Origin of the sequence: Streptomyces filamentosus (assembly GCF_014654895.1) — a bacterium.
In the GTDB taxonomy this organism is placed as follows: Bacteria; Actinomycetota; Actinomycetes; order Streptomycetales; family Streptomycetaceae; genus Streptomyces; species Streptomyces filamentosus.
Window position 1 is genome coordinate 2,112,460 of sequence record NZ_BNBE01000001.1, and the last position, 26,468, is coordinate 2,138,927.

At 74.0% G+C, this 26,468-nt stretch carries 22 protein-coding genes and 1 pseudogene; 9 read left to right on the forward strand and 14 right to left on the reverse strand.

All coding sequences use genetic code 11. From position 1 onward, the window contains the following. Positions 1-5: 5 nt before the first annotated feature. Both IE326_RS09395 and IE326_RS09400 read right to left on the reverse strand, forming a co-directional pair. A complete protein-coding gene (locus IE326_RS09395; RefSeq protein ID WP_150230529.1) occupies positions 6-1,289 on the reverse strand; it encodes an MFS transporter in 1,284 nt (427 codons plus the stop codon). Positions 1,290-1,385: 96 nt separating this feature from the next. Next, entirely contained in the window at positions 1,386-2,657 is a 1,272-nt protein-coding gene (locus IE326_RS09400) for an MFS transporter (protein ID WP_373310173.1), read from the reverse strand. Positions 2,658-2,745: 88 nt separating this feature from the next. On the opposite strand from IE326_RS09400, the gene IE326_RS09405 reads away from it, so the two are divergent. Continuing rightward, a complete protein-coding gene (locus IE326_RS09405; protein ID WP_150233001.1) occupies positions 2,746-3,720 on the forward strand; it encodes a GlxA family transcriptional regulator in 975 nt (324 codons plus the stop codon). Here the strand turns inward: IE326_RS09405 and IE326_RS09410 are convergent. From IE326_RS09410 to IE326_RS09420, 3 genes are all read right to left on the reverse strand, one after another. Next, positions 3,681-4,910, reverse strand: coding sequence for an MFS transporter (locus IE326_RS09410; RefSeq protein WP_229915259.1), 1,230 nt, complete (start codon positions 4,908-4,910; stop codon positions 3,681-3,683). The two genes, IE326_RS09405 and IE326_RS09410, sit on opposite strands and share 40 nt — an antisense overlap. A 44-nt stretch (positions 4,911-4,954) precedes the next feature. Beyond that, complete coding sequence (locus IE326_RS09415) at positions 4,955-6,004, reverse strand: Zn-dependent alcohol dehydrogenase (RefSeq protein ID WP_150230526.1); 1,050 nt, start codon at positions 6,002-6,004, stop codon at positions 4,955-4,957. Between the two features lie 122 nt (positions 6,005-6,126). Continuing rightward, positions 6,127-7,041: an SDR family NAD(P)-dependent oxidoreductase gene (locus IE326_RS09420; RefSeq protein ID WP_190041273.1), complete on the reverse strand. Its 915-nt coding sequence runs from the start codon at positions 7,039-7,041 to the stop codon at positions 6,127-6,129. Positions 7,042-7,125: 84 nt separating this feature from the next. On the opposite strand from IE326_RS09420, the gene IE326_RS09425 reads away from it, so the two are divergent. Beyond that, positions 7,126-8,052 (forward strand): cyclase family protein, encoded by a 927-nt coding sequence (locus IE326_RS09425; RefSeq protein ID WP_150232999.1) that lies wholly within the window; start codon positions 7,126-7,128, stop codon positions 8,050-8,052. A 250-nt stretch (positions 8,053-8,302) separates the two neighbouring features. On the opposite strand, the gene IE326_RS09430 is transcribed toward IE326_RS09425, so the two are convergent. The 4 genes from IE326_RS09430 to IE326_RS09445 all read right to left on the reverse strand — a co-directional run bounded on the left by IE326_RS09430 (position 8,303) and on the right by IE326_RS09445 (position 12,405). Beyond that, positions 8,303-8,746, reverse strand: a complete 444-nt coding sequence (locus IE326_RS09430) for an ATP-binding protein (protein ID WP_150230522.1) — start codon at positions 8,744-8,746, stop codon at positions 8,303-8,305. A 349-nt stretch (positions 8,747-9,095) separates the two neighbouring features. Next, the gene (locus tag IE326_RS09435) at positions 9,096-9,968 is read right to left on the reverse strand and encodes an acyl-CoA dehydrogenase family protein (protein ID WP_150230520.1); all 873 of its coding nucleotides are present in this window, start codon (positions 9,966-9,968) and stop codon (positions 9,096-9,098) included. A gap of 8 nt (positions 9,969-9,976) precedes the next feature. Beyond that, positions 9,977-11,110 carry an acyl-CoA dehydrogenase gene (locus IE326_RS09440; protein WP_190041274.1) on the reverse strand — a complete coding sequence of 378 codons (1,134 nt, stop codon included), beginning with the start codon at positions 11,108-11,110 and terminating at the stop codon, positions 9,977-9,979. After that, complete coding sequence (locus IE326_RS09445; protein ID WP_229915260.1) at positions 11,110-12,405, reverse strand: amidohydrolase family protein; 1,296 nt, start codon at positions 12,403-12,405, stop codon at positions 11,110-11,112. The genes IE326_RS09440 and IE326_RS09445 overlap by 1 nt, the downstream gene beginning before the upstream one ends. Positions 12,406-12,524: 119 nt before the next feature. On the opposite strand from IE326_RS09445, the gene IE326_RS09450 reads away from it, so the two are divergent. Beyond that, positions 12,525-14,063: a class I adenylate-forming enzyme family protein gene (locus IE326_RS09450; RefSeq protein WP_190041275.1), complete on the forward strand. Its 1,539-nt coding sequence runs from the start codon at positions 12,525-12,527 to the stop codon at positions 14,061-14,063. Here the strand turns inward: IE326_RS09450 and IE326_RS09455 are convergent. Next, positions 14,035-14,535 carry an STAS domain-containing protein gene (locus IE326_RS09455; RefSeq protein ID WP_190041276.1) on the reverse strand — a complete coding sequence of 167 codons (501 nt, stop codon included), beginning with the start codon at positions 14,533-14,535 and terminating at the stop codon, positions 14,035-14,037. The two genes, IE326_RS09450 and IE326_RS09455, sit on opposite strands and share 29 nt — an antisense overlap. 276 nt (positions 14,536-14,811) lie before the next feature. Here IE326_RS09455 and IE326_RS09460 point away from each other — a divergent pair. After that, positions 14,812-15,381, forward strand: a pseudogene (locus tag IE326_RS09460) (sigma-70 family RNA polymerase sigma factor); the annotation flags it as partial. Positions 15,382-15,434: 53 nt separating this feature from the next. After that, positions 15,435-16,598 (forward strand): maleylpyruvate isomerase N-terminal domain-containing protein, encoded by a 1,164-nt coding sequence (locus tag IE326_RS09465; RefSeq protein WP_229915437.1) that lies wholly within the window; start codon positions 15,435-15,437, stop codon positions 16,596-16,598. A gap of 288 nt (positions 16,599-16,886) precedes the next feature. Here IE326_RS09465 and purU read toward each other — a convergent pair whose 3' ends face one another. Further along, positions 16,887-17,738, reverse strand: a complete 852-nt coding sequence (purU, locus tag IE326_RS09470; RefSeq protein WP_150230507.1) for a formyltetrahydrofolate deformylase — start codon at positions 17,736-17,738, stop codon at positions 16,887-16,889. Between the two features lie 100 nt (positions 17,739-17,838). Beyond that, the gene (locus IE326_RS09475) at positions 17,839-18,348 is read right to left on the reverse strand and encodes an SCO4402 family protein (RefSeq protein ID WP_150230504.1); all 510 of its coding nucleotides are present in this window, start codon (positions 18,346-18,348) and stop codon (positions 17,839-17,841) included. A gap of 143 nt (positions 18,349-18,491) precedes the next feature. Here IE326_RS09475 and IE326_RS09480 point away from each other — a divergent pair, with 143 nt between their 5' ends. Further along, positions 18,492-19,817, forward strand: coding sequence for an ABC transporter substrate-binding protein (locus tag IE326_RS09480; RefSeq protein WP_190041279.1), 1,326 nt, complete (start codon positions 18,492-18,494; stop codon positions 19,815-19,817). Between the two features lie 105 nt (positions 19,818-19,922). Here IE326_RS09480 and IE326_RS09485 read toward each other — a convergent pair whose 3' ends face one another. Together IE326_RS09485 and IE326_RS09490 are read right to left on the reverse strand one after the other, a co-directional pair. Further along, positions 19,923-21,395 (reverse strand): hypothetical protein, encoded by a 1,473-nt coding sequence (locus IE326_RS09485; protein ID WP_229915262.1) that lies wholly within the window; start codon positions 21,393-21,395, stop codon positions 19,923-19,925. Positions 21,396-21,542: 147 nt separating this feature from the next. Further along, positions 21,543-22,925: an NsdA family TPR-like regulatory protein gene (locus IE326_RS09490; RefSeq protein WP_190041280.1), complete on the reverse strand. Its 1,383-nt coding sequence runs from the start codon at positions 22,923-22,925 to the stop codon at positions 21,543-21,545. Between the two features lie 268 nt (positions 22,926-23,193). On the opposite strand from IE326_RS09490, the gene IE326_RS09495 reads away from it, so the two are divergent. From IE326_RS09495 to IE326_RS09505, 3 genes are all read left to right on the forward strand, one after another. Then, positions 23,194-23,874: a bifunctional DNA primase/polymerase gene (locus tag IE326_RS09495; protein ID WP_150230498.1), complete on the forward strand. Its 681-nt coding sequence runs from the start codon at positions 23,194-23,196 to the stop codon at positions 23,872-23,874. A gap of 116 nt (positions 23,875-23,990) precedes the next feature. After that, positions 23,991-24,845: an ABC transporter ATP-binding protein gene (locus IE326_RS09500; protein WP_190041281.1), complete on the forward strand. Its 855-nt coding sequence runs from the start codon at positions 23,991-23,993 to the stop codon at positions 24,843-24,845. Further along, on the forward strand, positions 24,842-26,452 hold the full coding sequence (locus tag IE326_RS09505; protein WP_190041282.1) for a transporter: 1,611 nt from the start codon (positions 24,842-24,844) through the stop codon (positions 26,450-26,452). Before IE326_RS09500 ends, IE326_RS09505 begins: the two co-directional genes overlap by 4 nt. Positions 26,453-26,468: the final 16 nt, after the last annotated feature.

Here is a 26,468-nt window from a genome sequence, read left to right on the forward strand (position 1 = left end):
CTCCATCATGCCCGGCGGCGGCGGATGACGAGGGCCATGAGGGCGGCGGCGGCGCAGAGGGCGCCGGAGGCGTACCAGACGGGGTCGTAGGAGCCGAAGACGTCGCGGGCGAGGCCGCCCGCGAAGGCGACGGCGGCGGCGCCGACCTGGTGGGAGGCGAGGACCCAGCCGAAGACGATCGCGGAGTCCTCGCCGTAGTGCTCGCGGCACAGGGCGATCGTGGGCGGGACGGTCGCGACCCAGTCGAGGCCGTAGAAGACGATGAAGAAGATCATCGGCGGGTGGACGGAGGGCGCGAGCAGCATCGGCAGGAAGAGGAGCGAGACGCCGCGCAGGGCGTAGTAGACGGCGAGGAGGCGGCGGGCCTCGAAGCGGTCGGTGAACCAGCCGGAGGCGATCGTGCCGACGACGTCGAAGACGCCGATGACGGCGAGGAGTCCGGCCGCCGCCGTGACGGGCATGCCGTGGTCGTGGGCGGCGGGCACGAAGTGGGTCTTGACCAGGCCGTTCGTGGAGGCGCCGCAGATCGCGAAGGTGCCGGCGAGGAGCCAGAAGGGGCCGGTGCGGGCGGCCTTGAGCAGGACGGTGACCGCGCGGCGGGCCGCGCCCGTGACGGGGGCGGGCTTCTCGGCGTACTCGCCGCCGTACGGGGCGAGGCCGACGTCCGCGGGGTGGTCGCGGAGCAGCAGCCAGACGAAGGGGACGACGGCGAGCGCGGAGAGGGCGACGGTCACCGCCGCCGGGCGCCAGCCGTGGTGCTCGACCAGCCAGGACAGGAGCGGCAGGAAGACGAGCTGGCCGGAGGCCCCGGCGGCCGTCAGGATGCCGGTGACGAGGCCGCGGCGGGCGGTGAACCAGCGGTTGGTGACGGTCGCGGCGAAGGCGAGGGCCATGGAGCCGCTGCCGAGGCCGACGAGGACGCCCCAGAAGAGGACGAGCTGCCAGGCGGCCGTCATCCAGACGGTGAGCAGCGAGCCGAGCGCGATGACGGAGAGGGCGGCGGCGACGACCCGGCGGATGCCGAAGCGGTCCATGAGGGCGGCGGCGAACGGCGCCGTGAGGCCGTAGAGGGCGAGGTTGACGGAGACGGCGAAGCCGATCGTGCCGCGCGACCAGTCGAACTCCTCGTGGAGGGGCTCGATGAGGAGGCCCGGGAGGGAGGCGAAGGCGGCGGCGCCGATGATCGTGACGAAGGTGACCGCGGCGACGGACCAGGCGCGGTGGAAGCGGGGGGTGCGGGCGGTCGGGCGGTCGGGGGCGGAGGGTCGGAGCTCCGTTGTCTGGGCCATGCCGTCGAGGATCCCGGCCGGGCCCCCCGCCCCACCATTGGCCCGAGTGTCAGCTTTCCAACGGATCGGGCCAACGGATCGGGCCAACGGATCGGGTCAGGAGAGGGACCGGATCTCCTGCGGCGCCCTCGGCAGGTCCCTGATCGGCCGGACCGACAGCAGCGCCGCCACCACCAGGACCGCGATCCCCGCCCCCGCGAGCAGCACCGCCTCCGGGCCGACGAGTCCGGCGACCGGGCCGGACAGGGCGCGGCCGACGCCCATCATCAGCAGGGATCCGGCCACGTCGTAGGCGTGCATCCGGTTCAGGGCCTCCTGCGGGACGTGCGTCTGGACCGCCGTGGACCACATGACCAGCCAGTACGCGAAGGCCGTGCCCGCCACGAACTGCCCGGCGGCCAGGGCGGGGACGGGCGCGCCGAGGCCGAGGAGGGCGAGGTTCACGGGGAGGCCGAGGAGGGCGACGGCGCCGGAGGCGAGGGGGCGGCGGGGGCGGATGCGGAGGGCGAGGAGGCCGCCGAGGGCGCTGCCCGCGCCGTTGACGGCCATCAGCGTGCCGTAGACGGCCGAGCCGTGGCCGCCGGTGACCAGGCTCGCGGTCAGCGGCACCATGGGGCCCGCGACCGTCAGGCCGTACACCGTCCAGATGGAGATGACCCCCCACAGCCAGCTCCGGGAGCGGAACTCACGCCAGCCCAGCGCGAGTTCGGATGCGAAGGAGCCGCGCTGCCGGCCGCCGGGCGGAGCGGGCGGGATCCGCATGAGGAGGAAGCAGACGGCGCTGACGGCGAAGGTGGCGGCGTTGGCGGCGAAGGCCGCGCCCGCGTTCCAGAGGGCGACGAGGAGGCCGGCGAGGGCGGGGCCCGCCATCGTCATCAGCGCCTCCACCACCCTGAGGACGGCGTTGGCGCGCTGCACGTCGGGGGCGATGCGGGGGATGGTGGAGGCGACGCCGGGCTGGAAGAGCGCGGCGCCGACGCCCGCGACGACGGAGAGGCCGTAGACGGCCCACAGCGGCGGGCTGCCGACCGCGAAGGCGACGGCGAGCAGGGCGGCGCCGGGGAGCCGCAGCAGGTCGGCGGTGATCATCATGCGGCGGGCGGTGAAGCGGTCGGCGAGGACGCCGCCGAAGAGGACGAAGACGGCGAAGGCGGCCGTCCACAGGCCGAGGGCGTAGCCGACGGCGGAGCCGGGGCGGCCGGCGCCGAGGAGTCCGGCGGCGAAGGCGACGGGGACCGTCCCCTCGCCGAGGACGGCGGCGGCCCGGGCGGTGAAGAAGAGCCGGAAGTTGCGGTTCCACAGGGTGGGGGGCTCGACCGGCACGGGAATCAGCGCCTCGGCCCCGGACTTGTACGTGTTGTCCGTCACGGACAGCCAGTGGTATCACCGGGTGGTCTGGACCACCAGTCATTTTCGCTCCGTCACGGCGGGGCTCCGCCTCGACGGGAGGAACACCGTGCCGCACCGCGTCGCCGTCCTCGCCCTGCCCGGTCTCCTCCCCTTCGAACTGGGCATTCCGCACCGGATCTTCGGCCGGGCCAGGGACGCGGCGGGCCGCCCGCTGTACGAGATCGTCACCTGCGCCGTGGCCGCCGGGCCGGTCCAGACCGACGCCGACTTCGCCGTGCACGTGGAGCACGGCCCGGAGGCGCTGGCCACCGCCGACACGGTCGTCGTCCCCGCCTCGTACGAGCTGGGCCCGGTGCACGAGGAGGGCAGGCTCCCGGACGACCTGGCCGCCGCGCTCGCCCGGATCCGGCCCGGCACCCGGCTGGTCGCGATCTGCACGGGCGGCTACGTGCTGGCCGCCGCCGGCCACCTCGACGGGCGCCCGGCCACCACGCACTGGGCGTCGGCCGAGCACTTCCAGCAGCTCTTCCCGAAGGTGCGGGTCGACGCCGACGTCCTCTTCGTCGACGACGGCGACGTCCTCACCTCGGCGGGCGTCGCCGCCGGGCTCGACCTGTGCCTGCACATCGTGCGCCGCGACCACGGGGCGGCCGTCGCCAACGACGTGGCCCGCCGCACCATCGTCCCGCCGCACCGGGACGGCGGGCAGGCGCAGTACATCGCCCGCCCGGTCCCGGACAGCGCCGCGCACACCACGACCGCCGCCCGCGCGTGGGCGCTGGCCCGGCTGCACGAGCCGATCCAGCTGCGGGACCTGGCCGAGCGGGAGGCGATGAGCGTCCGCACCTTCACCCGGCGCTTCCGCGACGAGGTCGGCATCAGCCCCGGCCAGTGGCTCACCCAGCAGCGGATCGAGCGGGCCCGGCACCTCCTGGAGACCAGCGACCTGCCGGTCGACCGGGTCGCCCAGGACTCCGGCTTCGGCACCGCCCAGTCCCTCCGGGTGCACCTGATGACCGCGATCGGCGTCACCCCGACCGCCTACCGCCGCACCTTCCGCACGGGCCCGCGCGTCTCCTGAACCTCCTGCCCGTCCTTCCCGTCCTCCCCGTGCGGGACGAGGCGCCGCTCGCCGAGGGCCGCGACGGCCACCAGCAGCAGCGTCAGGCCCGCCCCGCACAGGATCGCCGTCGACGGGGCGACCGCCTCCAGGAGGGCGCCCGCGAGGGTGCCGGACGCCGCGTAGCCCGCGCCGACGGCGGCGTACATCACCGAGTAGCCGGCGGCCAGCGCGGACGGCGGCAGCACCTGCCGCAGCGCCAGGTTCCGGGCCAGCATCGCCGGGGCCTGGAGCAGTCCGGCCGCGGCGAGCGCGACGCCGATGGCGGGGGCCCCGGGCAGCAGCGCCACCAGCACGACCCCGGTGGTCACCCCGAGGACGAGCAGGAGCGATTGCGCCGCGAGCGGTCCGGGCCAGGCGGAGCGGAGCCCGTACAGGAAGGATCCGGCGACCGAGCCGAGGGAGAAGCCGGCGAGGAGGGGGCCCGCCCAGCCGATGCCGATGCCGCGCTGTTCGAGGAGGGCGGGCAGGATCAGCTCGGCGAGCGCGAGGAGGCTCAGCGCCGCGGCGCCCAGGACGTACACCGGCCAGGCGGCGAGCAGCGCCCGGCGGGCGCTCGGGCCCCCCTCGCGGTCCTCCGCCGTCCAGCCCTCGGGCAGCAGCCACAGTCCCGTCATGCCGAGCGCCATCAGCCCGCCCGCCAGGAGGAGCGGCACGGCGGGTCCGGCGCCCAGCGCGAGACCGGTGGTGAGGGCGGGCGCGGCGGCCCAGAGGCCGAAGGTCAGCATGGATTCGAGGCTGAGCGCCTGGGTGACGGACCGCTCCGGCACCATGCCGGTGAGCAGCGCCCGCAGCCCGGCGGAGACGGCCACGGGCCCCGCCCCGGCGAGGAACGCGAGCCCGCCGAGGACCACCGGGTGCGCCCCGGACGCGAGGCCGAGCCCGGCGAAGGCCGCCGCCCCCACGGCCAGGCCCGCGACGAGCTGCGGGCGGGCCCGCTCGGCCCGCATCCGCAGGCCGAGGACGGGCGCGGCGACGATCTCCCCCACCACGTACACCCCGGCGAGCACCGCCCCGAGGGTGTAGCCGCCCGGCCGTTCCCGCACCAGGAAGACCAGCGCCAGCGGCGCCATGGCCACCGGCAGCCGGGCCGCGCCGGTGACGGCGCACCAGGTGAGGACGGGGCGGGTGGCCAGCTCGCGGTAGGACATGCGCATGACCGTAGCGGCGTACGGCTGCCGGGGACGAGCGGGTTCTAGAAGGTGAGGACGCCCCGCGCGACCTTCCCCGCCTCCGCGTCCTCGCGGGCGCGTGCGAAGTCCTCCACCGGGTAGGCGGCGGTGACGAGTTCGTCGAGGAGGAGCGCGCCCGTGCGGTACAGCTCGGCGTAGAGCGGGATGTCCTTCTGGGGGCGGGAGGAGCCGTAGCGGCAGCCGAGGATCGCCTTGTCGAGGAACATCGCCGCGGGCGGGAAGCTCGCCTCCGCCTTCGGCGCCGTCATGCCGAGGAGGACGGCCTGGCCGTGCCGGTCGAGGAGGTCGATCGCGGTCCGGACGAGGCCGGTGTGCCCGACGCACTCGAAGACGTGGTCGGCGCCGGTGGGCAGGATCTCCCGCACGCCCTCCGCCGAACCGAGGAAGTGGGTGGCGCCGAAGAGCCGGGCCGTCTCCTCCTTGGCCGGGTTGGTGTCCACGGCGACGATCGTCAGCGCGCCCGCGATCCGGGCGCCCTGGAGGACGTTGAGCCCGATGCCGCCGGTGCCGATGACGACGACGGTGTCGCCGCGGGCCACCTTCGCGCGGTTCAGCACGGCCCCGACGCCGGTGAGGACGCCGCAGCCGAGGAGCGCGGCGGAGGGGAAGGGCACGTCGGCGGGGATCTTCACGGCCTGCACGGCCTTCACGACGGTCCGCTCGGCGAAGGACGAGTTCGAGGCGAACTGGAAGAGCGGCTTCCCCTGCCGGGAGAACGGCCGTCCCGGCATGCCGATCGCCTTGCGGCACATGGTGGGCCGGCCGGCGTCGCAGTCCGCGCAGGCCCCGCAGTTGGCCAGCGTGGACAGGGCCACGTGGTCGCCCGCCGCGACGTGCGTCACGCCCTCCCCGACGGCCTCGACGACCCCGGCGCCCTCGTGCCCGAGCACGACCGGCGGCGGGAAGGGGATCGTCCCGTCGATGACGGACAGGTCGCTGTGGCAGAGCCCGGCGGCCCGGATCCCCACCAGCACCTCGCCGGGACCGGGGTCCCTCACCTCCAGATCCGCGACGACCTCGACGTTCTTCCCGTCGAACACCACACCCCGCACGACGACCCCTCCCTCTGCCTCTGCCTCTGCCGCCGGCCCGGCCTCCGGCCCCGGCTCTGCCTCTGGATCTGGTTCCGGCTCTGGTTCCGGCCCTGCCCCTGCCGCCGGCTCCGTGTCCGGATCTACCGGTTGGGCCGGTCGCCCGCGGCCGCCGCGCGGGCCATCTCCTCCAGGCGCGCCAGCATCGGCATCGGGTCCGTCCCGACCGTCCCCGGCAGGAAGTCCGCGATCCGCTCCGGCGTCCACGCGCCGCCCTCGGCGTAGCCGGCGCGCAGCTCCCGGGGCTGCGCCCAGACGGCGATCTTGGGCCCGGCGATCGTGTAGACCTGCCCGGTGATCGACTCGGCGCGGGCCCGCTCGCTGAGCAGGTAGACGACGAGGGCCGCCACGTCCTCGGGCTCGCCGATCTCCTTGAGCTCCATGGGCACGTTGGCCGACATCCGGGTCCTGGCCACGGGTGCGACCGCGTTGGCGGTGACGCCGTATTTGTGGAGGCCGAGGGCAGCGCTGCGGACGAGGGAGATGATCCCTCCCTTGGCCGCCGAGTAGTTGGCCTGGGCGACGGAGCCCTGGTGGTTGCCGCTGGTGAAGCCGATGAGGGTGCCCGCGCCCTGCTTGCGCATGACGGCGGACGCGGCGCGGAAGACGGTGAAGGTGCCCTTGAGGTGGGTGGCGACGACCGGGTCCCACTCCTCCTCGCCCATGTTGAAGAGCATCCGCTCGCGCAGGATGCCCGCGACGCAGACGACGCCGTCGATCCGGCCGTACGCGGCGAGCGCGGCGTCGACGACCCGCTGTCCGCCCGCCATGGTGGAGATGTCGTCGGCGACGGCGACGGCCTCGCCGCCCGCCGCCTCGATCTCCTTGACCACGGCGACCGCGACCTCGCTCGTCGGCTCGCCGCCCTCGATGGAGACGCCGTAGTCGTTGACGACGACCTTCGCGCCCTCGGCGGCGCAGGCGAGGGCGACGGCGCGGCCGATGCCGCGCCCCGCTCCCGTCACGGCGACGACCTTGCCCGCCAAGAAGTTCCCCATCTCCGGCCCCTTCCCGCAGTTTCTGACGGTCCGTTAGATTCTATGGGTCGTCAGATGCCGGAAGACAAGCCCCCGGAGGCCCCGATGTCCCTCCCCGCCGCTTTCCACGAGATCGCCGAGCGCGTGAACAACTGGGGCCGCTGGGGCCGGGAGGACGAGATCGGGACGCTGAACCTGATCACCGACGAGGTGGTGCGGGAGGCGGCGGCCGGCGTCCGCACCGGCCGCCGCGTGCCCCTCGCCCTGGAGCTGAAGCAGGACGGCGTGCAGACCGGGATGATCCCCGGCCGGGTGAACCCGCTGCACGTGATGGTGCAGGTCAACCAGGAGCTGTTCGGCCCCGGCACGGTCGCCACCAGCGACGACGCCGTGACCCTCGGCCTCCAGGCCGGCACCCACTGGGACGCCCTCACGCACGCCTCGCACTCCGGCCGGATCTACAACGGCCGCCCCGCCGACACCGTCACCCCGCACGGCCGCGCCGCCTTCAGCGGCATCCACACGGCCCGGCACGTCGTCAGCCGGGGCGTTCTGCTCGACGTGGCGGCGGCGAAGGGCGTGGACCGGCTGCCCGGCGGCCACGCGGTGACGCCGGAGGACCTGGACGAGGCGGCGGAGTTCGGGCGGGTGACGGTGCGGGCGGGCGACGTCGTCCTCGTGCGGACCGGGCAGATCGGGCTGTACCTGGCGGGGGACCGGCACGGGTACGCCTTCCCGTCGCCGGGGCTCTCGATCCGCACGCCCGAGTGGTTCCACGCGCGGGACGTCGCGGCCGTCGCCAACGACACGCTCACCTTCGAGATCTTCCCGCCGGAGGTCGAGGACCTGTGGCTGGGCGTGCACGCGCTCGACCTGGTCGAGATGGGGATGCTCCAGGGGCAGAACTGGAACCTGGAGGAGTTGTCCACAGCCTGTGCACAAGAAGGCCGGTACGCCTTCCTGCTGTCGGCGATGCCGGAGCCCTTCGTCGGCGGCACGGGGACGCCGGTGGCGCCGGTGGCGCTGTTCTAGGGCCGGGTTCCGGACTCCCGCCTTCCGGGCTTCGGGTTCCTGACCCCTGGTCCCAGGTCCCAGGTCCCTGGCCCCTGGCCCCCGGTTCCGGCCGGGGAGGGTTCATGGGTGGCGGCGCGCTCGCGCGCGCCCCGAGCACGGCGCGGACCGCCGCCACCCGGGCGCGACCCGCACCTGCCGAGGGCGCACGGCCCTCGGCTCCCCTCGCCGCGAATCGCTCACACCAGAGTGGGCAAAACGGAACGAACCGTCAACAGTGCACCCGGCCGGGTGATCCCAGCCCCTCGCCCGGCACCGGGCCGCCGGGCGCGCGGTCGACCTCGCACCAGATGCTCTTGCCGACCCCCTCGGGCTGCCAGCCCCAGCGGTCGGCGAGGCCGTCCACCAGTTCCAGGCCGCGCCCGTTGGTGTCCTCGCCCGCCGCGTGCCGGGGGCGGGGCGGCACGGCGCTGTTGTCGGCGACCTCGACCCGCACCCCGCCCTCCGCCGCGAAGAGCATCCGCAGGACGGCGGGACAGCCGGTGTGGACCACCGCGTTGGTGACCAGCTCGGAGATGAGCAGCACCAGCGTCTCCGCCAGCGGCTCGTCGGCCCCTATCCCGGAACCGGCCAGCCGTTTCCGGGCCCACCTCCGCGCACGCCCCACCTCCGCCGGGTCCGGCCCGACCTCCAACTGCACCTGAAGCACCTGCACCGTTCACACCATCCGAACCGGCGGACACACCTTTACGGAACGTGATTCCCTTGCGAGACAGCATGGTTGACGTACAGTCACCGCAACAAGCGCTTCGGGCATATTCCAGCGCGAAGGAGTACGCATGGTCCATACTGTGCGACGCACGCGGCGGGGAGTCGAACGCGGGGCGCGATCCGGGCTCACAAGCACTCGCATCCCACGGAGAGTACCGGAGCGGAGGGCCGACTCCGGCCCGTGACGGCCCTCCCAAGGACACAACACGATATCGACATTCCGCCCGTAATCGAACACGCTCAGTCACCAGTTCGGGGCGGCCGCCGTCCCGGTCCGGGCCCGGGACGGGAACTCAGAGTGCCGAAGCCACCTCCTCCGCCGCCTTCGCGCCCGGCAGCACCAGCGCGGCCCGCACCCAGGCCCGCTTCAGGTGCAGATGGACGTCCGCCTCCCAGGTGAAGCCCATCCCGCCGTGCACCTGGAGGCAGTCCCGGGCGTTCGCCACGGCCGCCTCGTCGGCGAGCAGCTTCGCCCCGGCGATCTCGACGCGGTCGGCGGTGACGGCGGCGGCCTGCACGGCGGCCCGCGCCACCTCGGTCCGCACCAGCATCCCCGCGCACAGGTGCTTCACCGCCTGGAACCCCCCGATCACCTGGCCGAACTGCTCCCGCCGCCCGGCGTGGGCGACGGCGGCGTCGGTGCACCAGGCGGCCGTGCCGACCTGCTCGGCGGCGGTGAGCAGCGCGGCTTCCACGGCTCCGGCCGACAACCGCCCGGTGCGGGGCGCCCGGTGCAGGGGCGTCAGCGGATCGACCGACCGCAGCGGTACGGCTCCGGCCGCGTCGCCCCGTACGACGTCGGCCGCGTCCAGCCAGGGGACCAGACCCTCGGGCGAGACCTCGGTCACCACCGTGAGGCCCTCCGCCGCACCCTCCACCGCCCCCGCCGCCAGGTGCGTGGCGACGAGCGGGCCGGGCAGCAGCGCCCGGCCCGCCTCCTCGAAGAGCAGGACCGCCTCCGGGAGGCCGAGCCCCACCCCGCCCTCCTCCTCCGGGAGCCGCAGCGCGAAGAACCCGGCCTCGCCGAGCTCCTTCCACAGTCCCCGGTCGACGCGCCCCGGCCCGTCCACGGCCGCCCGCAGGGCCTCGCGGCCGAAGCGCCCGGCGAGGAGTTCCCGTATCCCCCGCCTCAGGTCCCGCTGGTCCTCGTTCGGTCGGAAGTCCACGGCCCCGGTCACCGTCCCTTCGGGAGGCCGAGGATCCGCTCGGCGACGATGTTGCGCTGGATCTGGCTGGTGCCGGCCGCGATCGTGTACGAGAGGGACGAGAGCCGGTCGAGGTTCCACTCGCGGCCGAGGTCGAGGGCGTCGGGGCCGAGGACGTCGGCGGCGGCGTCGTACAGCTCCTGGCGCGCGTGGGAGTAGTCCAGTTTGAAGACGGAGCCGCCGGTGCCAGGGACGCCGCCGGTGGCCTGCGCCTCGCTGACGTTGCGCTGGGTGAGCCGCCACAGGGCCTGGAAGCGGGCAGCGAGCGCGCCGAGCCTGCGGCGGAGCGCGGGGTCGTCCCAGGTGCCGTTCTCCCGTGCGGTGCGGGCGAGTTCGCCGAGGAGGCGGCGGCAGGCGACGACCTCGCCGACGAAGGCGGTGCCGCGTTCGAACGACAGGGTGACCATGGTGACCCGCCAGCCGTCGTTCTCCTCCCCCACCCGGTGGGAGACCGGCACCCGCACCTCGTCGAGGAAGAGCTCGGCGAACTCGGTGGACCCGGCGAGGGTCCGCAGCGGGCGGACGGTCACCCCGGGGGCGTCCATCCGCAGCGCCAGCCAGCTGATCCCCCGGTGCCTGGGGGCCTCCGGGTCCGTCCGCACGAGGAGTTCGCACCAGTCGGCGACCTCGGCGTGCGAGGTCCAGATCTTCTGCCCGGTGACGACGTACGCGTCCCCGTCCCGCACGGCCCTGGTCCGCAGCGAGGCCAGGTCGGAGCCGGCGTCGGGCTCGCTGAAGCCCTGGCACCACACCTCGTCGCCGCGCAGCACCGGCTCCAGCCACCGCTCGCGCTGCTCCGGCGTGCCCTCGGCGGCGATGGTGGGCCCGGCGTGGAGGAGGCCGACGAAGTTGGCGCCGACGTAGGGCGCCCCCGCCCGCTCGGTCTCCTCCAGGAAGATCAGCCGCTGGGTGGGCGAGGCGTCCCAGTGGACGTGCCCGTACCCGGCGTCGTACAGGCGCCGCTGCCAGCCGCAGTCGTACGCCCGGCGGCCCGGCCAGTCGAGCGGGTCGGGCCTCGGCGGGAGGCCGGGCAGCTCGGCGGCGAGCCACTCCCGCAGCCGGGCCCGGAACTCCTCCTCCTCGGCGGTGTAGGAGAGGTCCATCAGACGATGCCGAGGTCGAGCATGCGGATGGCGTTGCCGCGCATCAGCTTGTAGACGGTCTCGTCGTCGAGGCCCCGGACGTGGTCGAGGGCGACCTCCTTGGTGTGCGGGAAGGTCGAGTCGACGTGCGGGTAGTCGGTCTCGAAGGTGGCGTTGTCCCGGCCGACGACGTCCAGCGAGGCGATGCCGTGCTTGTCGCGGAAGAAGCAGCAGAAGATCTGCCGGTAGTAGTACGTGGACGGCGGCTCGGGGATCAGGTCGCGGACCCCGCCCCAGGCCCGGTGCTCCTCCCAGACGTCGTCGGCGCGCTCCAGGGCGTACGGGATCCACCCCATCTGGCCCTCGCTGTAGGCGAGCTTCAGGCGGGGGAACTTCACCAGGACGCCGGAGAAGAGGAAGTCCATCATCGAGGCCATCGCGTTGTTGAAGCTGAGGCTGGCCTGGACGGCGGGCGGGGCGTCGGGGGACGCGGCGGGCATCTGGGAGCTCGACCCGATGTGCATGTTCACGACCGTGCCGGTCTCCTGGCAGACCGCGAAGAACGGGTCCCAGTGGCCGGAGTGGATCGACGGCAGGCCGAGGTGGGTGGGGATCTCGGAGAAGGTCACGGCCTTCACCCCGCGGGCGGCGTTGCGCCGGATCTCCGCCACCGCCAGGTCGATGTCCCACAGCGGGATGATGCAGAGCGGGATGAGCCGGCCGCCGCTGTCGCCGCACCACTCCTCGACCATCCAGTCGTTGTACGCGCGGACGCACGCGAGGGCGACCTCCTTGTCGTGCGCCTCGGCGAAGGTCTGCCCGCAGAAGCGCGGGAAGGTCGGGAAGCAGAGGGACGCCTCGACGTGGTTGAGGTCCATGTCGGCGAGGCGCGCCCCGGGGTCCCAGCAGCCGCGCCGCATCTCCTCGCGGGTGATGCCCTCCAGGGTCATGTCGTCCCGGTCGAAGCCGACGGCGGCGATGTTCCGCTTGTACGGGAACTTCAGGTCCTCGTAGATCCACCAGTCGGCGGGGGGACCGGCCGGGTCCATGGTGATCTGGTACTTGCCGCCGACGTAGGCGAGCTCCCCGATCCCGGCCGTGAGCGCCTTGGGGCCGCGGTCGCGGTACTTCGCGGGGAGCCAGGTGTCGAACAGGTGGGCGGGTTCGATCACGTGGTCGTCGACGCTGATGATGCGGGGGAGTTCGGTGGTGGCGTGGGCCGGCTCCGCGGTGGTGCGGGCCGGCTCGGGAGCGATCCGGGGCGGTTCGGGAGCGATGCGGGGCGGTTCGGAAGTGATCCGGGGCGGTTCGGTCATGACCCCTCCACGTTTCTGATGGATCGTCAGATCCTGGTGGGGTCAGGCTAACGGCGAGGGTCTGGACCGACAAGGACCGGCCCCCTACGCTCTCCGCACGAACTGACACACCGTCAGCAATGGAGGACCCGGTGACCGCCACCGAAACCGCACAGGCCCTGGCGCTGAGCGAGTCCCGCACCCTCTGGGAGCTCGTCGAACGGCGCGCCGCCCTCACCCCCGACCGGCCCGTCCTCCTCCAGGAGGACCGCGTCCTCACCTTCGGCGGACTGCGCGAGCGCGCCGAGCGCTGCGCCGCCGGGCTGCACGCCATGGGCGTCCGCCCCGGCACCGTCGTCGCCTGGCAGCTCCCGACCCGCATCGAGACGGCGGTGCTGTCCTTCGCGCTCGCCCGCCTCGGAGCCGTACAGACCCCCGTCATCCCCTTCTACCGCGACAAGGAGGTCGGCTTCGCGCTGCGCGAGGCCGGGGCCGAGTTCTTCGCCGTGCCCGGCGTCTGGCGCAGCTTCGACCACACCGCGATGGCCGGACGGCTCGGCGCGCGCGGCGTCTTCCCGGCGTACCTCCCCGAGGACCTCCCCGACGGCGACCCGGCCGTCCTCCCCCCGCCGCCCGCCTCCGGCACCGACGTCCGCTGGATCTACTGGACCTCCGGCACCACCTCCGACCCCAAGGGCGTCCTGCACACCGACCGCTCGCTCCTCGCCGGCGGCGCCTGCCTCGCCCACGCCCTGCGCCTCACCGCCGAGGACGTCGGCTCCATGGCCTTCCCGTACGCGCACATCGCCGGGCCCGACTACACGGTCATGCTGCTGCTGTACGGCTTCCCCGCCGTCATGCTCGAACAGTTCGCGCTGCCCGGCTCGCTCGCCGAGTACCGCCGCCACGGCGTCACCGTCGCCGGCGGCTCCACCGCCTTCTACTCGATGTTCCTCGCCGAACAGCGCAAGAACCCCGGCGAACCCGTCATCCCCACCCTGCGGCTGCTCGCCGGCGGCGGCGCCCCCAAACCGCCCGAGGTCTACCACGCCGTCCGCAAGGAGCTGGGCTGCCAGCTCACCCACGGCTACGGCATGACCGAGGTCCCCATGATCACCATGGGCGACCCCGAGGACACCGCCGAGAACCTCGCCGGCACCGAGGGCCGGCCGCCCGCCGGCATGGAGGTCCGCGTCACCGCCGACGGCGAGATACGGCTCCGCGGCGAAGCCGTCTGCCGCGGCTACCTCGACCCCGCGCAGACCGCCGCTGCCTTCGACGAGGACGGCTTCCTCGTCACCGGCGACCTCGGCCGCCTCACCCCCACCGGCCACCTCGTCCTCACCGGCCGGCTGAAGGACGTCATCATCCGCAAAGGGGAGAACATCTCGGCCAAGGAGATCGAGGACCTCCTCCACGAACACCCGGCCGTCGGCGACGCCGCCGTCATCGGCCTGCCCGACCCCGAACGCGGCGAACGGGTCTGCGCTGTCGTCGAACAGCCCCCGGGCGCCCCGCCGCTCACCCTGGAGGAGCTGACCGGCTTCCTGCGCGCGGCCGGGCTCTCCGTCCACAAGCTGCCGGAACAGCTGGAGGTCGTCGACGCCCTGCCGCGCAACGAGACGCTGCGGAAGGTGCTGAAGTACAAGCTCAGGGAGCGGTTCGGGGCGGGGGGCTGACGGCGGGGGCCAAGGGGGCGGGGGCCGTCGGGGCGGGCGCCACCGGGGCCGGGGCGGGTGCCGTCGTGGCGGGTGCGGGTGCCGTCGGGGCCGACGGCTGGGCGGGGATCGCGGGGCCGCGGCCCGCCAGGGACGAGGGCACGTCCTCGTACACCTCGAAGAGGCGGATCACGCCGAGCGCGGCGAAGACCCGCGTCACGTGGGCGTGGTCCGCGCCCGGCTCGGGGAGGACCAGGCGCAGCCGGCCGCCGCAGGAGCGCAGCAGCCGGCGGGCGGCGACCAGCACGCCGACCCCGCTGGAGTCGCAGAACACGACCCCGGACAGGTCGACGACGAGGTCGTGACGGCCCGCCGCCACGGCGTCGTGGACCCGCCGCCGTATCCGGGGGGAGGTCACCAGGTCGAGCTCACCGCGCAGGCGCAGCACCGTCCATCCGCCGCGGTCGTCCTCGTGGGCCTCGATCGTCGTCACGGACGGGCGCCTTCCCAGGGGCACCGCGGCGAAACCCCTCTCGCGCGGTATGACGCTTTCCTTACCATCCGCCCCCGCGTCAAGGGCGCACTTGTGGCAAACAGACGTGCGCCGCCCGCCCTCGCACTACTTTGGAGTTCCGGACGAGGTTTTCCGGCCGCTCGGAGCTCCGGATTTCCGGTCTTCCGGATCTCCGGCCCCCGGACGGGGACGGACGGCGGGCGGACGGCGACAGCAGGCGGGGCGCGACAGGGAAAGCGAGAGGGTGGGGCTCGGATGGCGAACGACACACCGCCGCGCTGGGACCGCAGGATGCAGCAGCGGCTCGCACGCGGCGAGGCCGCGGCCCTCGGCGAGCTGTACGACCGCTACGCCTCCCTGGTCCACAGCCTCGCCCACCGCGTCCTCGACGACGACCAGGCCGCCGACCAGATCACCCGCGAGGTCTTCGGCTACATCTGGGAGAACCCCGACGCGTACGACCCCCGGCAGGGCAACCTCCGCTCCTGGGTGGCCCGGCTGACCCAGCGGCAGGCCGTGCACCGGCTGCGGCAGACCGAGGCCACGGCCTACGCCGAGACCGGCGTCGGCTCCGCCGAGGAGCTGGAGGCGAAGGTGCGCCGGGCCTCCGCCGCCGCCCGCGCCGACTACATCGTCACCTCCATGCCGGCCCCGCTCCGCAAGGCGCTCGAACTGGCGTACTTCCAGCGGCGGGACTACCGCCAGACCGCCGCGGACCTGTCCATCAGCCCCGAGGAGGCCCGGCGCCGGCTGCGGCTCGGCCTCCAGCTTCTCTCCACGGCCAACACACGCCCCCTCGACGGCCCGCCGGGCGGCTACGGGCGGGCGCTGCGACCGGGGCGAACGGCGAGGACGACCACCTCGCACGCGCCCCCTGGATACCGGGCCCCCGGGAGGCCGCCGACGACCTGCCGGACCCCGCCGGCGCGCCGCCGCCCCCGGAGCTCTCCCACACGGTGCTCAAGTCCCTCCTCGGGGCTTGGGCACTGTCGGCGTGTTCGGGCGCGGAGACCCGGGCCGTCGAGGACCACCTGACGGGGTGCGCGCCCTGCGCCGACGAGGCGCTGCGGCTGCGGGACGCCGTCACGCTGCTCCACGAGGACCGGGACCTGGACCTCGACCCGCTGCTGCGGTCCCGGGTCCTGGAGAACTGCCTCGGCCGCCGCCCCGCCCGCATCCCCGTGCCCGCGTGGGCCGTCCCGTACGACGCCGAGACCGCCCGGCTCGACGCGCTGCTGCGGGACATCGGCGAGGCCGAGTGGCACGCGCCGGTCCGGCTCAAGTGGTACGAGGACGAGCGCACCGTGCGGCGGAAGTCCACCGTCGCCGGGGTGATCGGCCACCTCCTCGCCGTCGACGGCCTCGTGTCCGGCGCGCTCGGCCTGGAGGACCCGCTCGGCCCCGACGTGCCCGAACTGAACCCGACCGAACGCACCGAAGCCTTCTGGGAAGCGCTGGACCGGCCGCCGAACCGGACCCTGCGGGCGCCCTGGCGGGAGCAGAGCCACGCCCTCGTCCGGACCGTGTCCTTCGCCGGACGCGGCATCGCGAACCTCACCGTCACCTACGGCGACTTCGCCCTGCCCCTCAAGGACGCGCTCCTCGAAAGGGCCTTCGAGTGCTGGCTGCACGCGGACGACATCGCGAACGCGGTGGCCTATCCGTACGCCCCGCCGAGCGGACCGCACCTGCACGGCATGATCGACCTCGCCGCGCGGCTCCTGCCGGCCGCCGTCGCCCACCGCCGCCGCGCCGGCCTCGCGGGCCCGCCCCGAGGACTCGTCACCGCGGGCGCGCCCGGCCGCTCCCTGCACCTGGAGGTCGAGGGCGCCGGCGGCGGCCACTGGTACATCGCGCTCGACTCCCCCGCGGCCCTCGGCTCCCCCGACCACAGCGTCGCCCAGGTCGCCATGGACGGCGTCGAGTTCTGCCAGCTCGTCGCCGGCCACATCACCCCCGAAGAAGCCGCCGCCGGCCAGGACGGCGACCGGGAAGCCATCCGGGACGTCCTCGCAGCAGCAGCCTCCCTGAGCCGCCTGTGAGCGCTGCACCCGTCGTCCCTGTGGGCAGGCGTCCCGCAGGGCGGGACGGGTGGGCACAGGGACGGCGCCCCTAGCCGGGCCGAGGCTTTCCGGGCCTGGACCCGCACCCGATGCACGGTGCACTTGGGATGCGGGTCCAGGCACGTAAGCGGAGGCACCCGCAGAAGGTGCCGTTCCGTCGTGCCCACCCGTTCCGCCCCGGCGGAACGACTGCCCACAACGAAACGGCGGAGCCGCCCCTCGCGGAACGAACGCCCGCAGCGGAACGGCGACGGCCCCCGGAAGGGGTTACGCGAAGACGACCGTGCGGCGGCCGTTGAGGAGGATGCGGCGCTCGGCGTGCCACTTGACCGCGCGGGCCAGCGCCTGGCACTCCACGTCGCGCCCGATCGCGACGAGCTGGTCGGGCGTCACCTCGTGGCCCACCCGCTCGACCTCCTGCTCGATGATCGGCCCCTCGTCGAGGTCCGCCGTCACGTAGTGCGCCGTCGCCCCGATGAGCTTCACGCCGCGGGCGTGCGCCTGGTGGTAGGGCTTGGCGCCCTTGAAGCTCGGCAGGAAGGAGTGGTGGATGTTGATGATCCGCCCGGACAGCTGCTTGCAGAGGTCGTCGGAGAGGACCTGCATGTAGCGCGCGAGGACGACCAGCTCGACGTTCTCCCGCTCGACGAGCTCCAGCAGCTCCGCCTCCGCCGCCGCCTTGGTGTCCTTGGTGACGGGGATGTGCCGGAAGGGGATGTCGTACGAGGCGGCGAGCTCGGCGAAGTCGGTGTGGTTGGAGACGACGGCGACGATCTCGACCGGCAGCGCCCCGATGGAGGACCGGAAGAGGAGGTCGTTGAGGCAGTGGCCGAACTTCGAGACCATCAGCACGACCCGCATGCGCTCGTCGGCGCGGTGGATCTGCCAGTCCATCTGGAAGGAGTCGCCCACCGCCGCGAAGCTCGCCCGCAGCTTCTCCACGGTCACCGGCGCCTCGGCCGAGAAGTGGACCCGCATGAAGAAGAGACCCGTGTCACGGTCTCCGAACTGCTGACTGTCCTCGATGTTGCATCCCGTGATGAAGAGGTAGCTCGACACGGCGTGCACGATGCCCTGCTTGTCCGGGCACGAGATGGTGAGGACGTACTGGTCGGTCATCGGAACAGCGTGCCACACCGGGCCGCCCGGCCCGTACCGCCGTCCGTCCACCGGACCCCGCGCCGCACCCCGGCCCGGCCTCCGGCCCGGCCCCGGATCCTCACGCGCGCGTGAGGATCCGCAGGACGTCCAGGGAGCGCGGCGCCGCGTCGGGGTCGTCCCCGTCGGCGACGGCGAGGCGGACGTGCGCCTCGCGGGCCGCGTGGACGGCCTCGGGCCAGCCGGGGTGCTCCAGGTAGGCGGAGACGGGCGCGTCGGGCCCGACCTGGTGGAGGATCCGCAGCACCCGGAGGACGGCGAGGTCGACGAGCTGGGCCTCCGCGGAGTCCCGGAAGATCGCGCCGACGTACTTCTCGGCGGACCAGTTGTCGAGCCAGGTGTCCTCGACGAGCCGGTAGACGGCGTCGGTGACGTCTCCGTACCCCTCCTGTCCGGCGAGCCAGACGGAGTGGTGGAACCCGGGATCGGAGAGCATGTGCAGCGCCGAGCGCACGTTCGCGCGCCAGCGCCACCACGGCATGTCGTTGAGCGGCATGCCGCCCATGGTGGAGGAGCGACGGCCGCGACGGGAAGAGTTCGCGGAACCGGGACCGGGGGCGGGACTGGACATCGTCCGATCGTACGGTTCACCACCGACAAGCGGACCCACACCCTCCCCTTAGGCCCCCGGGCCCCTGTAATTCACCTCCAGGTCACCCTCCGTTGAACGGCACACACTCCCGCGTTACCCGAGTGCCGGAAGTGTTCGTGTCCATGACCGGTAGGCGACTGCTTTCACTCCTCGCGTCCGTCACCGCCGCGGCGGCCGGCGCGTCGCTCCTCACCGGGTGTGGCGTGCTCCCTGGTGCCACGGGGGGCTCCAGGGAGCCCGTCACGGTGATGACCTGGGCACCCGACCAGACCCGCGCGACCAACATGCCCGGCATGCCCGCGATGGCCCAGGCGTACGCCCGCTGGGTGAACGCCCAGGGCGGCATCGACGGCCACGAACTGCGCGTCCTCACCTGCAACGAACAGAACACCCCCGCCGGCGCCGCCGGCTGCGCGCGCCGCGCGGTCCACGAGGGCGCGGTCGCCGTCGTGGGCTCGTACAGCCAGAACGGCCGCGCCTTCATGGCGCCCCTCGAAGCGGCCGGCATCCCGTACATCGGCGGTTACGGCATCACCGAGGACGAGTTCACCAGCCCCCTCTCGTACCCCGTCAACGGCGGTGTGGCCTCGCTCGTCGCCGGGCACGGCATGCAGCTCGCCGAGTCCTGCCGGAAGGTGTCCCTGGTCCGTCCGGACACCCTCGCGGGCGACCAGCTGACCAAGCTCCTCGACTCGGGCCTGAAGCGGGCCAGCAAGCGCGGCGCCGTCGACATCCCGGCCGTCGAGGACGCCACCGAGTACACCGCCCAGGCCGCCCGCGCCAAGGAGAGGGCCGGTTCCGACGGCGGCTGCGTGGCCGCCGTGCTCGGCGAGCGCACCCAGACCTTCTTCGACTCCTTCAGGCGGCTCCCCGGCTCCTCCGGCGGCGCGCAGGCGGCCGACGAAGGCAGCGGTGGCGGCGAGGACGCGAACGGCTCGAAGGGCTCGAAGGCCGCGCGGGGCGTCCGGATCTCGTCCGTCCTCGGCAGTGTCGGCCAGCCCCTCATCGACCGCACCGGCGGCGCCCGCAGCCCCTTCGAGGGCGCGTACGTCACCGGCTGGTACCCGGAGGCCGACGACAAGAGCTGGGCCCCGATGCGGAAGGTCATCCAGGAACAGGCCTTCGCCGACAACCGCGTCGACCCGACCGACGCCGGCGTCCAGACCACCTGGATCGCCTACACGGTCTTCCGCCAGGTCGTCGAGTCCCTCCACACCGACAAGATCACCGCCGCCCGCCTCTCCGAAGCCCTCGACCGGGGCGCCCGCGTCGACACCGGCGGCCTCACCCCGCCGCTGCGCTGGATGTACGAGGACCTGCTCGGCGCCTCGGACTTCCCCCGGATCGTCAACCGCCAGGTGACCTTCCAGGTCGTCAGGAAGGGCCGCCTGGTGGCCCAGAAGCCGGGCTTCGTCGACGTGGGCGCGACGGTCGGCGCCGCCGGCTGACGGGATCCTGGATCCAGGATCCGCCATATCGGATCCAAGATCCGAAATCTTGGATCCCGGATCTTGGATCCCGGATCCAAGACCCGAAATCCTGGATCCCGTCCCCTACAGCTGGGTGGCGGACCGCTTCGACAGCCCGTACTTCTCGGCGGTCGGGTTCCACAACCCGGCCGCCTCCTTCTTCGCCTGGGTCGCCTCGACGCTCTTGTCGTTGGCGGCCTTGAGGCGGTTGGTGGTCTTGGCGTGGCCGCCCTTGCAGGCGTTCTTGGCCTTCATCTGGTCGGCCCAGCCGGCGTAGTGGTCGTCGGCCGCGGCGGACGCCTGCCACGCGCGGGTGAGGGCGGCGGTCAGCCCGCCGTGGTTCGGGAGCTTGTCGACGCCGAGCGACTGGAGCTTGGTCACCAGGCCCCGGCGCTGCTCGGCCGCGCCGCGCAGGTCGGCCGCGGCCTTGTCGAGGTTCTTGCACTGCTTGATCGACTCGACGGAGCTGATCACCGCGTCCCGGCTGTCGTTGCTGGTGGCGAGCAGCTTGTCCAGCTCCTTCGCCTGCGGCTCGGCCGGGTCGTCCTTCTTCTCCGGCGCCTCGGAGGCGCCCTCGCTCGGCGCCGGGGCCTGGGAGCTGGGGGCCGCGCTCGGGCCGGCCTGCTGCTCCTTCTTCTCGTCGCCGCCGCTGAGCAGGCCGCCGACGACGAGGCCGACGACCGCGCAGCCGACGACGACGGCCGCGATCAGCGCGACCGGCGACTTGCGGCGCGGCGCCTCGGGCTCGTCGTCGTAGTAGTAGCCGTCCTGCTGGGCACTGCCGGGCGCCTGGTAGCCGCCGCCCCCGCCCTGGTAGCCGTACTGCTGCGGGGGCTGGGGCTGCTGGTGCTGCGGGGGGTACGGGGCGGGGGCGGGCTGTCGGTACGCCGGCGGCGCGGGCTGCTGCTGGGGCGCCGAGTCCCGGAACAGGCTGTCGAACTCGGCGGGCGGCTGCGTCTGCCCGGGCACCGGACCGCCGGGCATCCCGCCACCGGACATGCCACCGCCGGACATGCCGCCGGGCATCCCACCGCCCGGCACCGGACCGCCGGGCACGGGGCCGCCCGGTACGGGGGCGATGTACTGGGTCGCGTCCGAGGCTCCGGCGGGCGCGGGCTGCTGCGGCAGCCGGCCGGTGCCCAGGAACTGCGTGTGGCCGCCGTCGCCGGGACCGGCCTGCGGCGGCACCGGCGCGATGTGCTGGGTCGCCTGCATGTCCGCGACCGGCGGCGGATAGCCGTACCCGGCGGGCGGGCCCACCGGCGGTATGTGCTGGGTGGCCTGCATGTCGGCAGCCCCGTGGGCGGCGACCGGCGGCGGGTAGCCGTACCCGGCCGGCGGACCGGCCGGCGGCATCGCTCCCGGGGCGGGCTGCGGCGGCACGGGGGGCAGGTACTGCGTGGCCTGGAAGTCACCGGCGGCCGGCGCCTCCGGGGGCAGCGGCTGGGCGGGCGGCAGCGGCTGCCCGCCCGGCTGGGGCTGGGCGCCGCCGGGCCCCCAGGCACCGCCCCACGCCTGCGCGCCCCCCTGCTCCGGACCCTGTCCGTTCTGCGTCACCGGGACTCCCACTGCTCTACCTACGGAACCGTCGGCTCACGCTACCGGGTACGTCCACGGCTCCGCACACACGTGTGAGCCCGCTAACACCCTCGGGCCGCGTCTTCCGGGCGGGTCCGGAAGACGCCGGGCCCTCCGGCCGTCCGCTCAGGCCGCCTGCACCTCCAGGCGCGCCTCGAACTCCCGGACCACCGCCTCGCCCGCGAAGGGCTCCAGGCGGTCCCTCAGGTCCTCCAGGTACTCCGCGCCCCGCGACGACCGCAGGGTGCCGAGCAGTTCCAGCGCGCGCGTGCCCGTCCGGCACGCCTCCTCGATCTCCCGCTGCTGCACCTGTGCCGCCGCGAGCAGCGCGAGTCCGATGGCCCGGCGCCGCACCCGGCCCTCCGGATGTCCCGCCAGGGCCTCCTCGGCCGCGAGGGCCGCCGCCTCCGCGCGCCCCAGGTCCCGGTAGCAGTGGGCCAGTTCGTCCGCGAGGTACGCCCCGTCGAAGTGGGCGATCCACACCGGGTCGTCGCCGGCCTCCGGGTCGGCCGCCTCCAGCGCGCGTACGGCCCGGCCCGCCGCGTACTCGAAGGCGGGCGAGTCCCCGACCAGCGCGTGCCCGCGCGCCTCCGCCGCCAGGAACATCGCCTCGGCCCGCGGCGGCACCCGGCCCCGCGTGCCCTCCTGCGCGGCCCGCGCCAACTGCGCGATCTCCCGCGGGTTCCCGAGCTCCGCCGCGAGGTGGCTCATCGACGCGGCCAGCACGTAGCCCCCGTACCCCCGGTCCCCGGCCGCCTGCGCGAGCCGCAGCGCCTGGATGTAGTACCGCTGGGCCAGGCCCGGTTCGCCGGTGTCCACCGCCATGTAGCCCGCCAGTTCGGTCAGTCGGGCCGCCGCCCCGAACAACTCCCGCCCCACGGCCTCCCGGTAGGAGCCCGACAGCATCCCGGACACCACGCCGTCGAGGTAGTGGACCACCACCGGGCGCACGTGCCCGCTGCCGAAGCGCCGGTCGAGCTCGACGAGGGCCGCCGTCGTCTCCCGTACGGCCGCCACGTCCGAGCGGCCCACCCGGGACCCGGTCGACCGCGCCACCTGCGCGTCCGCGCCGGTGATCAGCCAGTCCCTGGTGGGCTCCACCAGCGCGGAGGCGGCGACCGAGGAGCCGGTCAGGAAGTCGCGGCGCCCCACGTCGCTCCGGTACAGCTCGCAGACCTGCTCGATCGCGCCGGGCACGGTCGGTGCGAAGTGGAGGCCGACGCCCGCCGCCAGGTTCCGGCCGCCGGCCATCCCCACGTCCTCGATGGTCACCGCCCGCCCCAGCTTGCGGCCCAGGGCCTCGGCGATGACGCCGGGCGCCCGGCCGCGCGGCTGCTGGCCGCGCAGCCAGCGCGCCACCGACGTCTTGTCGTACCGCAGGTCGAGGCCGCGCTCCGCGCCGACCATGTTGACCCTGCGGGCGAGGCCCGCGTTGGAACACGCGGCCTCCTGGATGAGCGCCTGGAGCCGTTCGTTGGGCTGTCGTGGCACGAGTGGCCTGGCTGCCATGAGTGGAACCCCCAGACGGGAGAGGTACGGACACGGGTGGATCATTGCCCTGTGAATATCCGGTCAATGCCGATGTGAACACGCGAAACCGGACACGTCTGACCGTGACCGGCGCGCCCGTCCCCCGCCCCTTCCGTACCCCTCCCCGCTCGCCGCACCTCCGCGCGCCCCCGCGCGTGCACCCATGCGCCCCGCATGCAGGATCGATGCCTCACTCCCGGCGCCGCCGCGCCCGTAACCCCAGGTGACGGGCGCAGTTGTCTTGACCGTGGATGAGAGCATCGGAGTCACGACGGAAGCCGCACAGATCCCCAAGCAGCGGGGGGAGCAGCTGCTCGACAGCGCCGTGCGCTATGCGGAAGAGCGGCACTGGGACGTGTTCCCCGGGACCTGGCTGGAAGCCGTCGAAGGGCGGGAGCGGTGCTCCTGCGGCACCGACGACTGCCCCCTGCCGGGCGCTCACGCCATGAAACCCGACTGGGCGACGCTGGCGACCGGGAGCGCGGTCGGCGCCCGGCGCATGTGGTCGAAGCAGCCGAAGTCGTCGATCCTGCTCCCCACCGGCCGCACCTTCGACGCCATCGAGGTGCCCGAGGCGGCCGGTTTCCTCGCGCTGGCCCGCATGGAGCGCATGGAGCTGACGCTGGGTCCCGTGACCTGCACCCCGGACCGCCGGATGTTCTTCTTCGTGCTGCCGGGCGCCTCCGCGAAGGTCCCCGACCTGATCCGCAAGCTCGGCTGGGCCCCGGCCGCGCTCGACCTCGCCACGCGCGGGGAGGGGCATTACGTGGCGGCGCCGCCCACCCGGGTCGGCGGCCGGGGCGCGGTCCAGTGGGCCCGCCGCCCCACGCCCGCCAACCGCTGGCTGCCCGACGCGGAGGAGCTGATCAGCGCCCTGGCGTACGCGTGCGGGCGCGAGGCGGCGGAATCACGGGCCCGGCAGCAGTGAGCCCGGCGCCGCCGGGTCCGGCGTCCGTGGCCCGGGGCTTCGGGAGGTCTCCCCTTTAGGGTGGCCCGAAAGGCGCGAAGAGCGCCGTACGGGGACAACCGAAGGGTTGACGGACCATGCCTGACCAGGCATCTGACGGAATGTTCGACACCGCGGGCGCCGCGCCGGAGGATCCCGGCGCGGCGCCCGCGGTGCGCGTGGAGGGGCTGTGGAAGCGGTTCGGGCAGCAGATCGCGGTCCACGGGATCGATCTGGTGCTGCCCGCGGGGAAGTTCATCGGGCTCGTGGGGCCCAACGGCGCCGGCAAGACCACCACCCTGTCCATGGTGACCGGGCTGCTGCGGCCGGACTCGGGGCGGATCCTCGTCGCCGGGCACGACGTGTGGAGCGATCCGGAGTCGGTCGCCCGGGTGAAGGCGCGGATCGGCATCCTGCCGGAGGGGCTGCGGCTCTTCGAGCGGCTCTCGGGACGTGAACTCCTCGCGTACACCGGAAGGTTGCGGGGGCTGCCGGGGGCTGAGGTCGACAAGCGGGCCACCCAGCTCCTCGACGTGCTGGACCTGGCCGGTTCGCAGCACAAGCTGGTCGTCGACTACTCGACCGGCATGCGGAAGAAGATCGGTCTGGCGGCGGCACTGCTGCACAACCCGGACGTGCTCTTCCTCGACGAGCCCTTCGAGGGCGTCGACCCGGTGTCGGCGCAGACCATCCGGGGCGTCCTGGAGCGGTACACCGGCTCGGGCGCGACGGTCGTCTTCTCCAGCCACGTGATGGAGCTGGTGGAGTCGCTGTGCGACTGGGTCGCGGTGATGGCGGGCGGGCGGATCCGCGCCCAGGGTCCGCTGGCGGAGGTGAAGGGCTCGGCGGCCACCCTCCAGGAGGCGTTCCTGGAGCTGGTGGGCGCGGGCGACCGGGCGGCCGCGGGCGACTCGCTGGACTGGCTGGGCGGCGCCCGGGGTGAGCGCCCGTGAGCGCCGCGGCCGACGGGCCGTCGCTCACGCCGGTCTTCGTGCGCCTGAAGCTGTCGCTGATGCGGAACGGGCTGCGGCAGTCGGGCGGGCGGACGGTCGCCTTCGTCGCCTCCCTGGTCGTCGTGCTGCTGATCGCCGCCCTCATGGTGCTGGGTTTCCTGCTGCTGCGGGGGCACGGGGCGGCCGGGGCGGTGGCGGTGCTCACGGTCGGGGTCTTCGGCCTCGGCTGGGCGGTGATGCCGCTGTTCCTGCCGAGCGGCGACGAGACGATGGACCCCTCGCGGCTCGTGATGCTGCCGCTGCGGCCGCAGCCGCTGGTCCGGGCGCTGCTCGTGGCCTCCCTCGTCGGGATCGGGCCGCTGTTCACGCTCTGCCTCGCGGCCGGCGCCGTCACCGCCGTGGCGCACGGGGCGGCGGCGACGGTCTTCGCGGTGCTCGCGGTGCCGCTGGTGCTGCTGGTGTGCGTGGCGCTGTCGCGGGCCGTCGCGACGGCGAACGTGCGGCTGCTGACCTCCCGCAAGGGCCGGGACATGGCCCTGCTGAGCGGCCTGGTGATCGCGCTGGGCATCCAGGCGGTCAACTTCGGCGCCCAGGCGCTGGGCCGGGCCGAGGACCTGTCGGTGCTCGACACGGTGGCGTCCGTGGTGGGCTGGCTGCCGCCGGCCTCCGCGGTGGCTGCGGTGCGGTCGGCGGCGGACGGTGACGCGGTGGTCGCCGCGGCCCGGCTCGCCGTGTCCGTGGTGGCGCTCGTGGTGCTGCTGTGGTGGTGGCGGCGGAGCCTGGTGCGGCTGATGGTGGAGCCGGACGGTTCCACGGTCGGCGCGGCGCCGGAGTCCGTACGGGACCCGGCCGAGGGGCGCGGCCTGTTGGCCCGGCTGCTGCCCGGGGGCCGTACGGGCGCGGTGATGGAACGTTGCTTCCGCTATATCTGGCGCGACCCTAAGACGAAGGCCGCGTGGGTGTCGGCGCTGGCGGTCGGCGCGCTCGTGCCGATGTTCAACGCCTTCCAGGAAGCCGGTTCGGTCTACTGGGCGTGCTTCGCGTCGGGGATGCTGGGCGTGCAGATGTTCAACCAGTTCGGGCAGGACTCGTCGGCGTTCTGGATGGTGGCGCAGACCATCTCGACCCCGGCGGACGCGTACGCGGAACTGCGCGACCGGGCGTACGTGCTGATCGCGATCACCGTGCCCTTCACGGTCCTGGTGGCCGTGGCCACCGGCCTCGTCACGGGCGGCTGGTCCCAGCTCCCCGAGGTGTTCGGCCTGGCCTTCGCCCTGCTCGGCGCGATGCTGGCGCTGGGCGTCGTCGCGTCGGTGCGCTACCCGTATGCCGTCCCGCAGGACTCCCGGCGGAACGTGGCGCCCGGCCAGGGCGGCATGGCCGTCGCCGCGATCTTCGGCGGCATGTTCGGCGGCCCGCTGCTGTGCGCGCCGCTGATCGCCCTCCTGGTCTGGCTCCGCGTCGCCGGCCACCACGACCTGCTGTGGCTCCTGCTGCCGCTGGGCGTGACGTACGGCGCGCTGCTCCTGTGGGCCGCCCTGAAGGCCATGGCGGGCCCGATGCTGAAGCGGCTCCCGGAGATCCTGGCGGCGGTCAGCAAGGGCTGACCGCCGCCCCGGCCTG

Coding starts and splice junctions, on each gene's coding strand:
- IE326_RS09395 (WP_150230529.1), bottom strand. CDS start 1,289: ATGGCCCAGACAACGGAGCTCCGACCCTCCGCCCCCGACCGCCCGACC.
- IE326_RS09410 (WP_229915259.1), bottom strand. CDS start 4,910: ATGTCCTACCGCGAGCTGGCCACCCGCCCCGTCCTCACCTGGTGCGCC.
- IE326_RS09420 (WP_190041273.1), bottom strand. CDS start 7,041: ATGGGGAACTTCTTGGCGGGCAAGGTCGTCGCCGTGACGGGAGCGGGG.
- IE326_RS09425 (WP_150232999.1), top strand. CDS start 7,126: ATGTCCCTCCCCGCCGCTTTCCACGAGATCGCCGAGCGCGTGAACAAC.
- IE326_RS09440 (WP_190041274.1), bottom strand. CDS start 11,110: ATGGACCTCTCCTACACCGCCGAGGAGGAGGAGTTCCGGGCCCGGCTG.
- IE326_RS09445 (WP_229915260.1), bottom strand. CDS start 12,405: ATGACCGAACCGCCCCGGATCACTTCCGAACCGCCCCGCATCGCTCCC.
- IE326_RS09450 (WP_190041275.1), top strand. CDS start 12,525: ATGGAGGACCCGGTGACCGCCACCGAAACCGCACAGGCCCTGGCGCTG.
- purU (WP_150230507.1), bottom strand. CDS start 17,738: ATGACCGACCAGTACGTCCTCACCATCTCGTGCCCGGACAAGCAGGGC.
- IE326_RS09475 (WP_150230504.1), bottom strand. CDS start 18,348: ATGTCCAGTCCCGCCCCCGGTCCCGGTTCCGCGAACTCTTCCCGTCGC.
- IE326_RS09480 (WP_190041279.1), top strand. CDS start 18,492: ATGACCGGTAGGCGACTGCTTTCACTCCTCGCGTCCGTCACCGCCGCG.
- IE326_RS09490 (WP_190041280.1), bottom strand. CDS start 22,925: ATGGCAGCCAGGCCACTCGTGCCACGACAGCCCAACGAACGGCTCCAG.
- IE326_RS09500 (WP_190041281.1), top strand. CDS start 23,991: ATGCCTGACCAGGCATCTGACGGAATGTTCGACACCGCGGGCGCCGCG.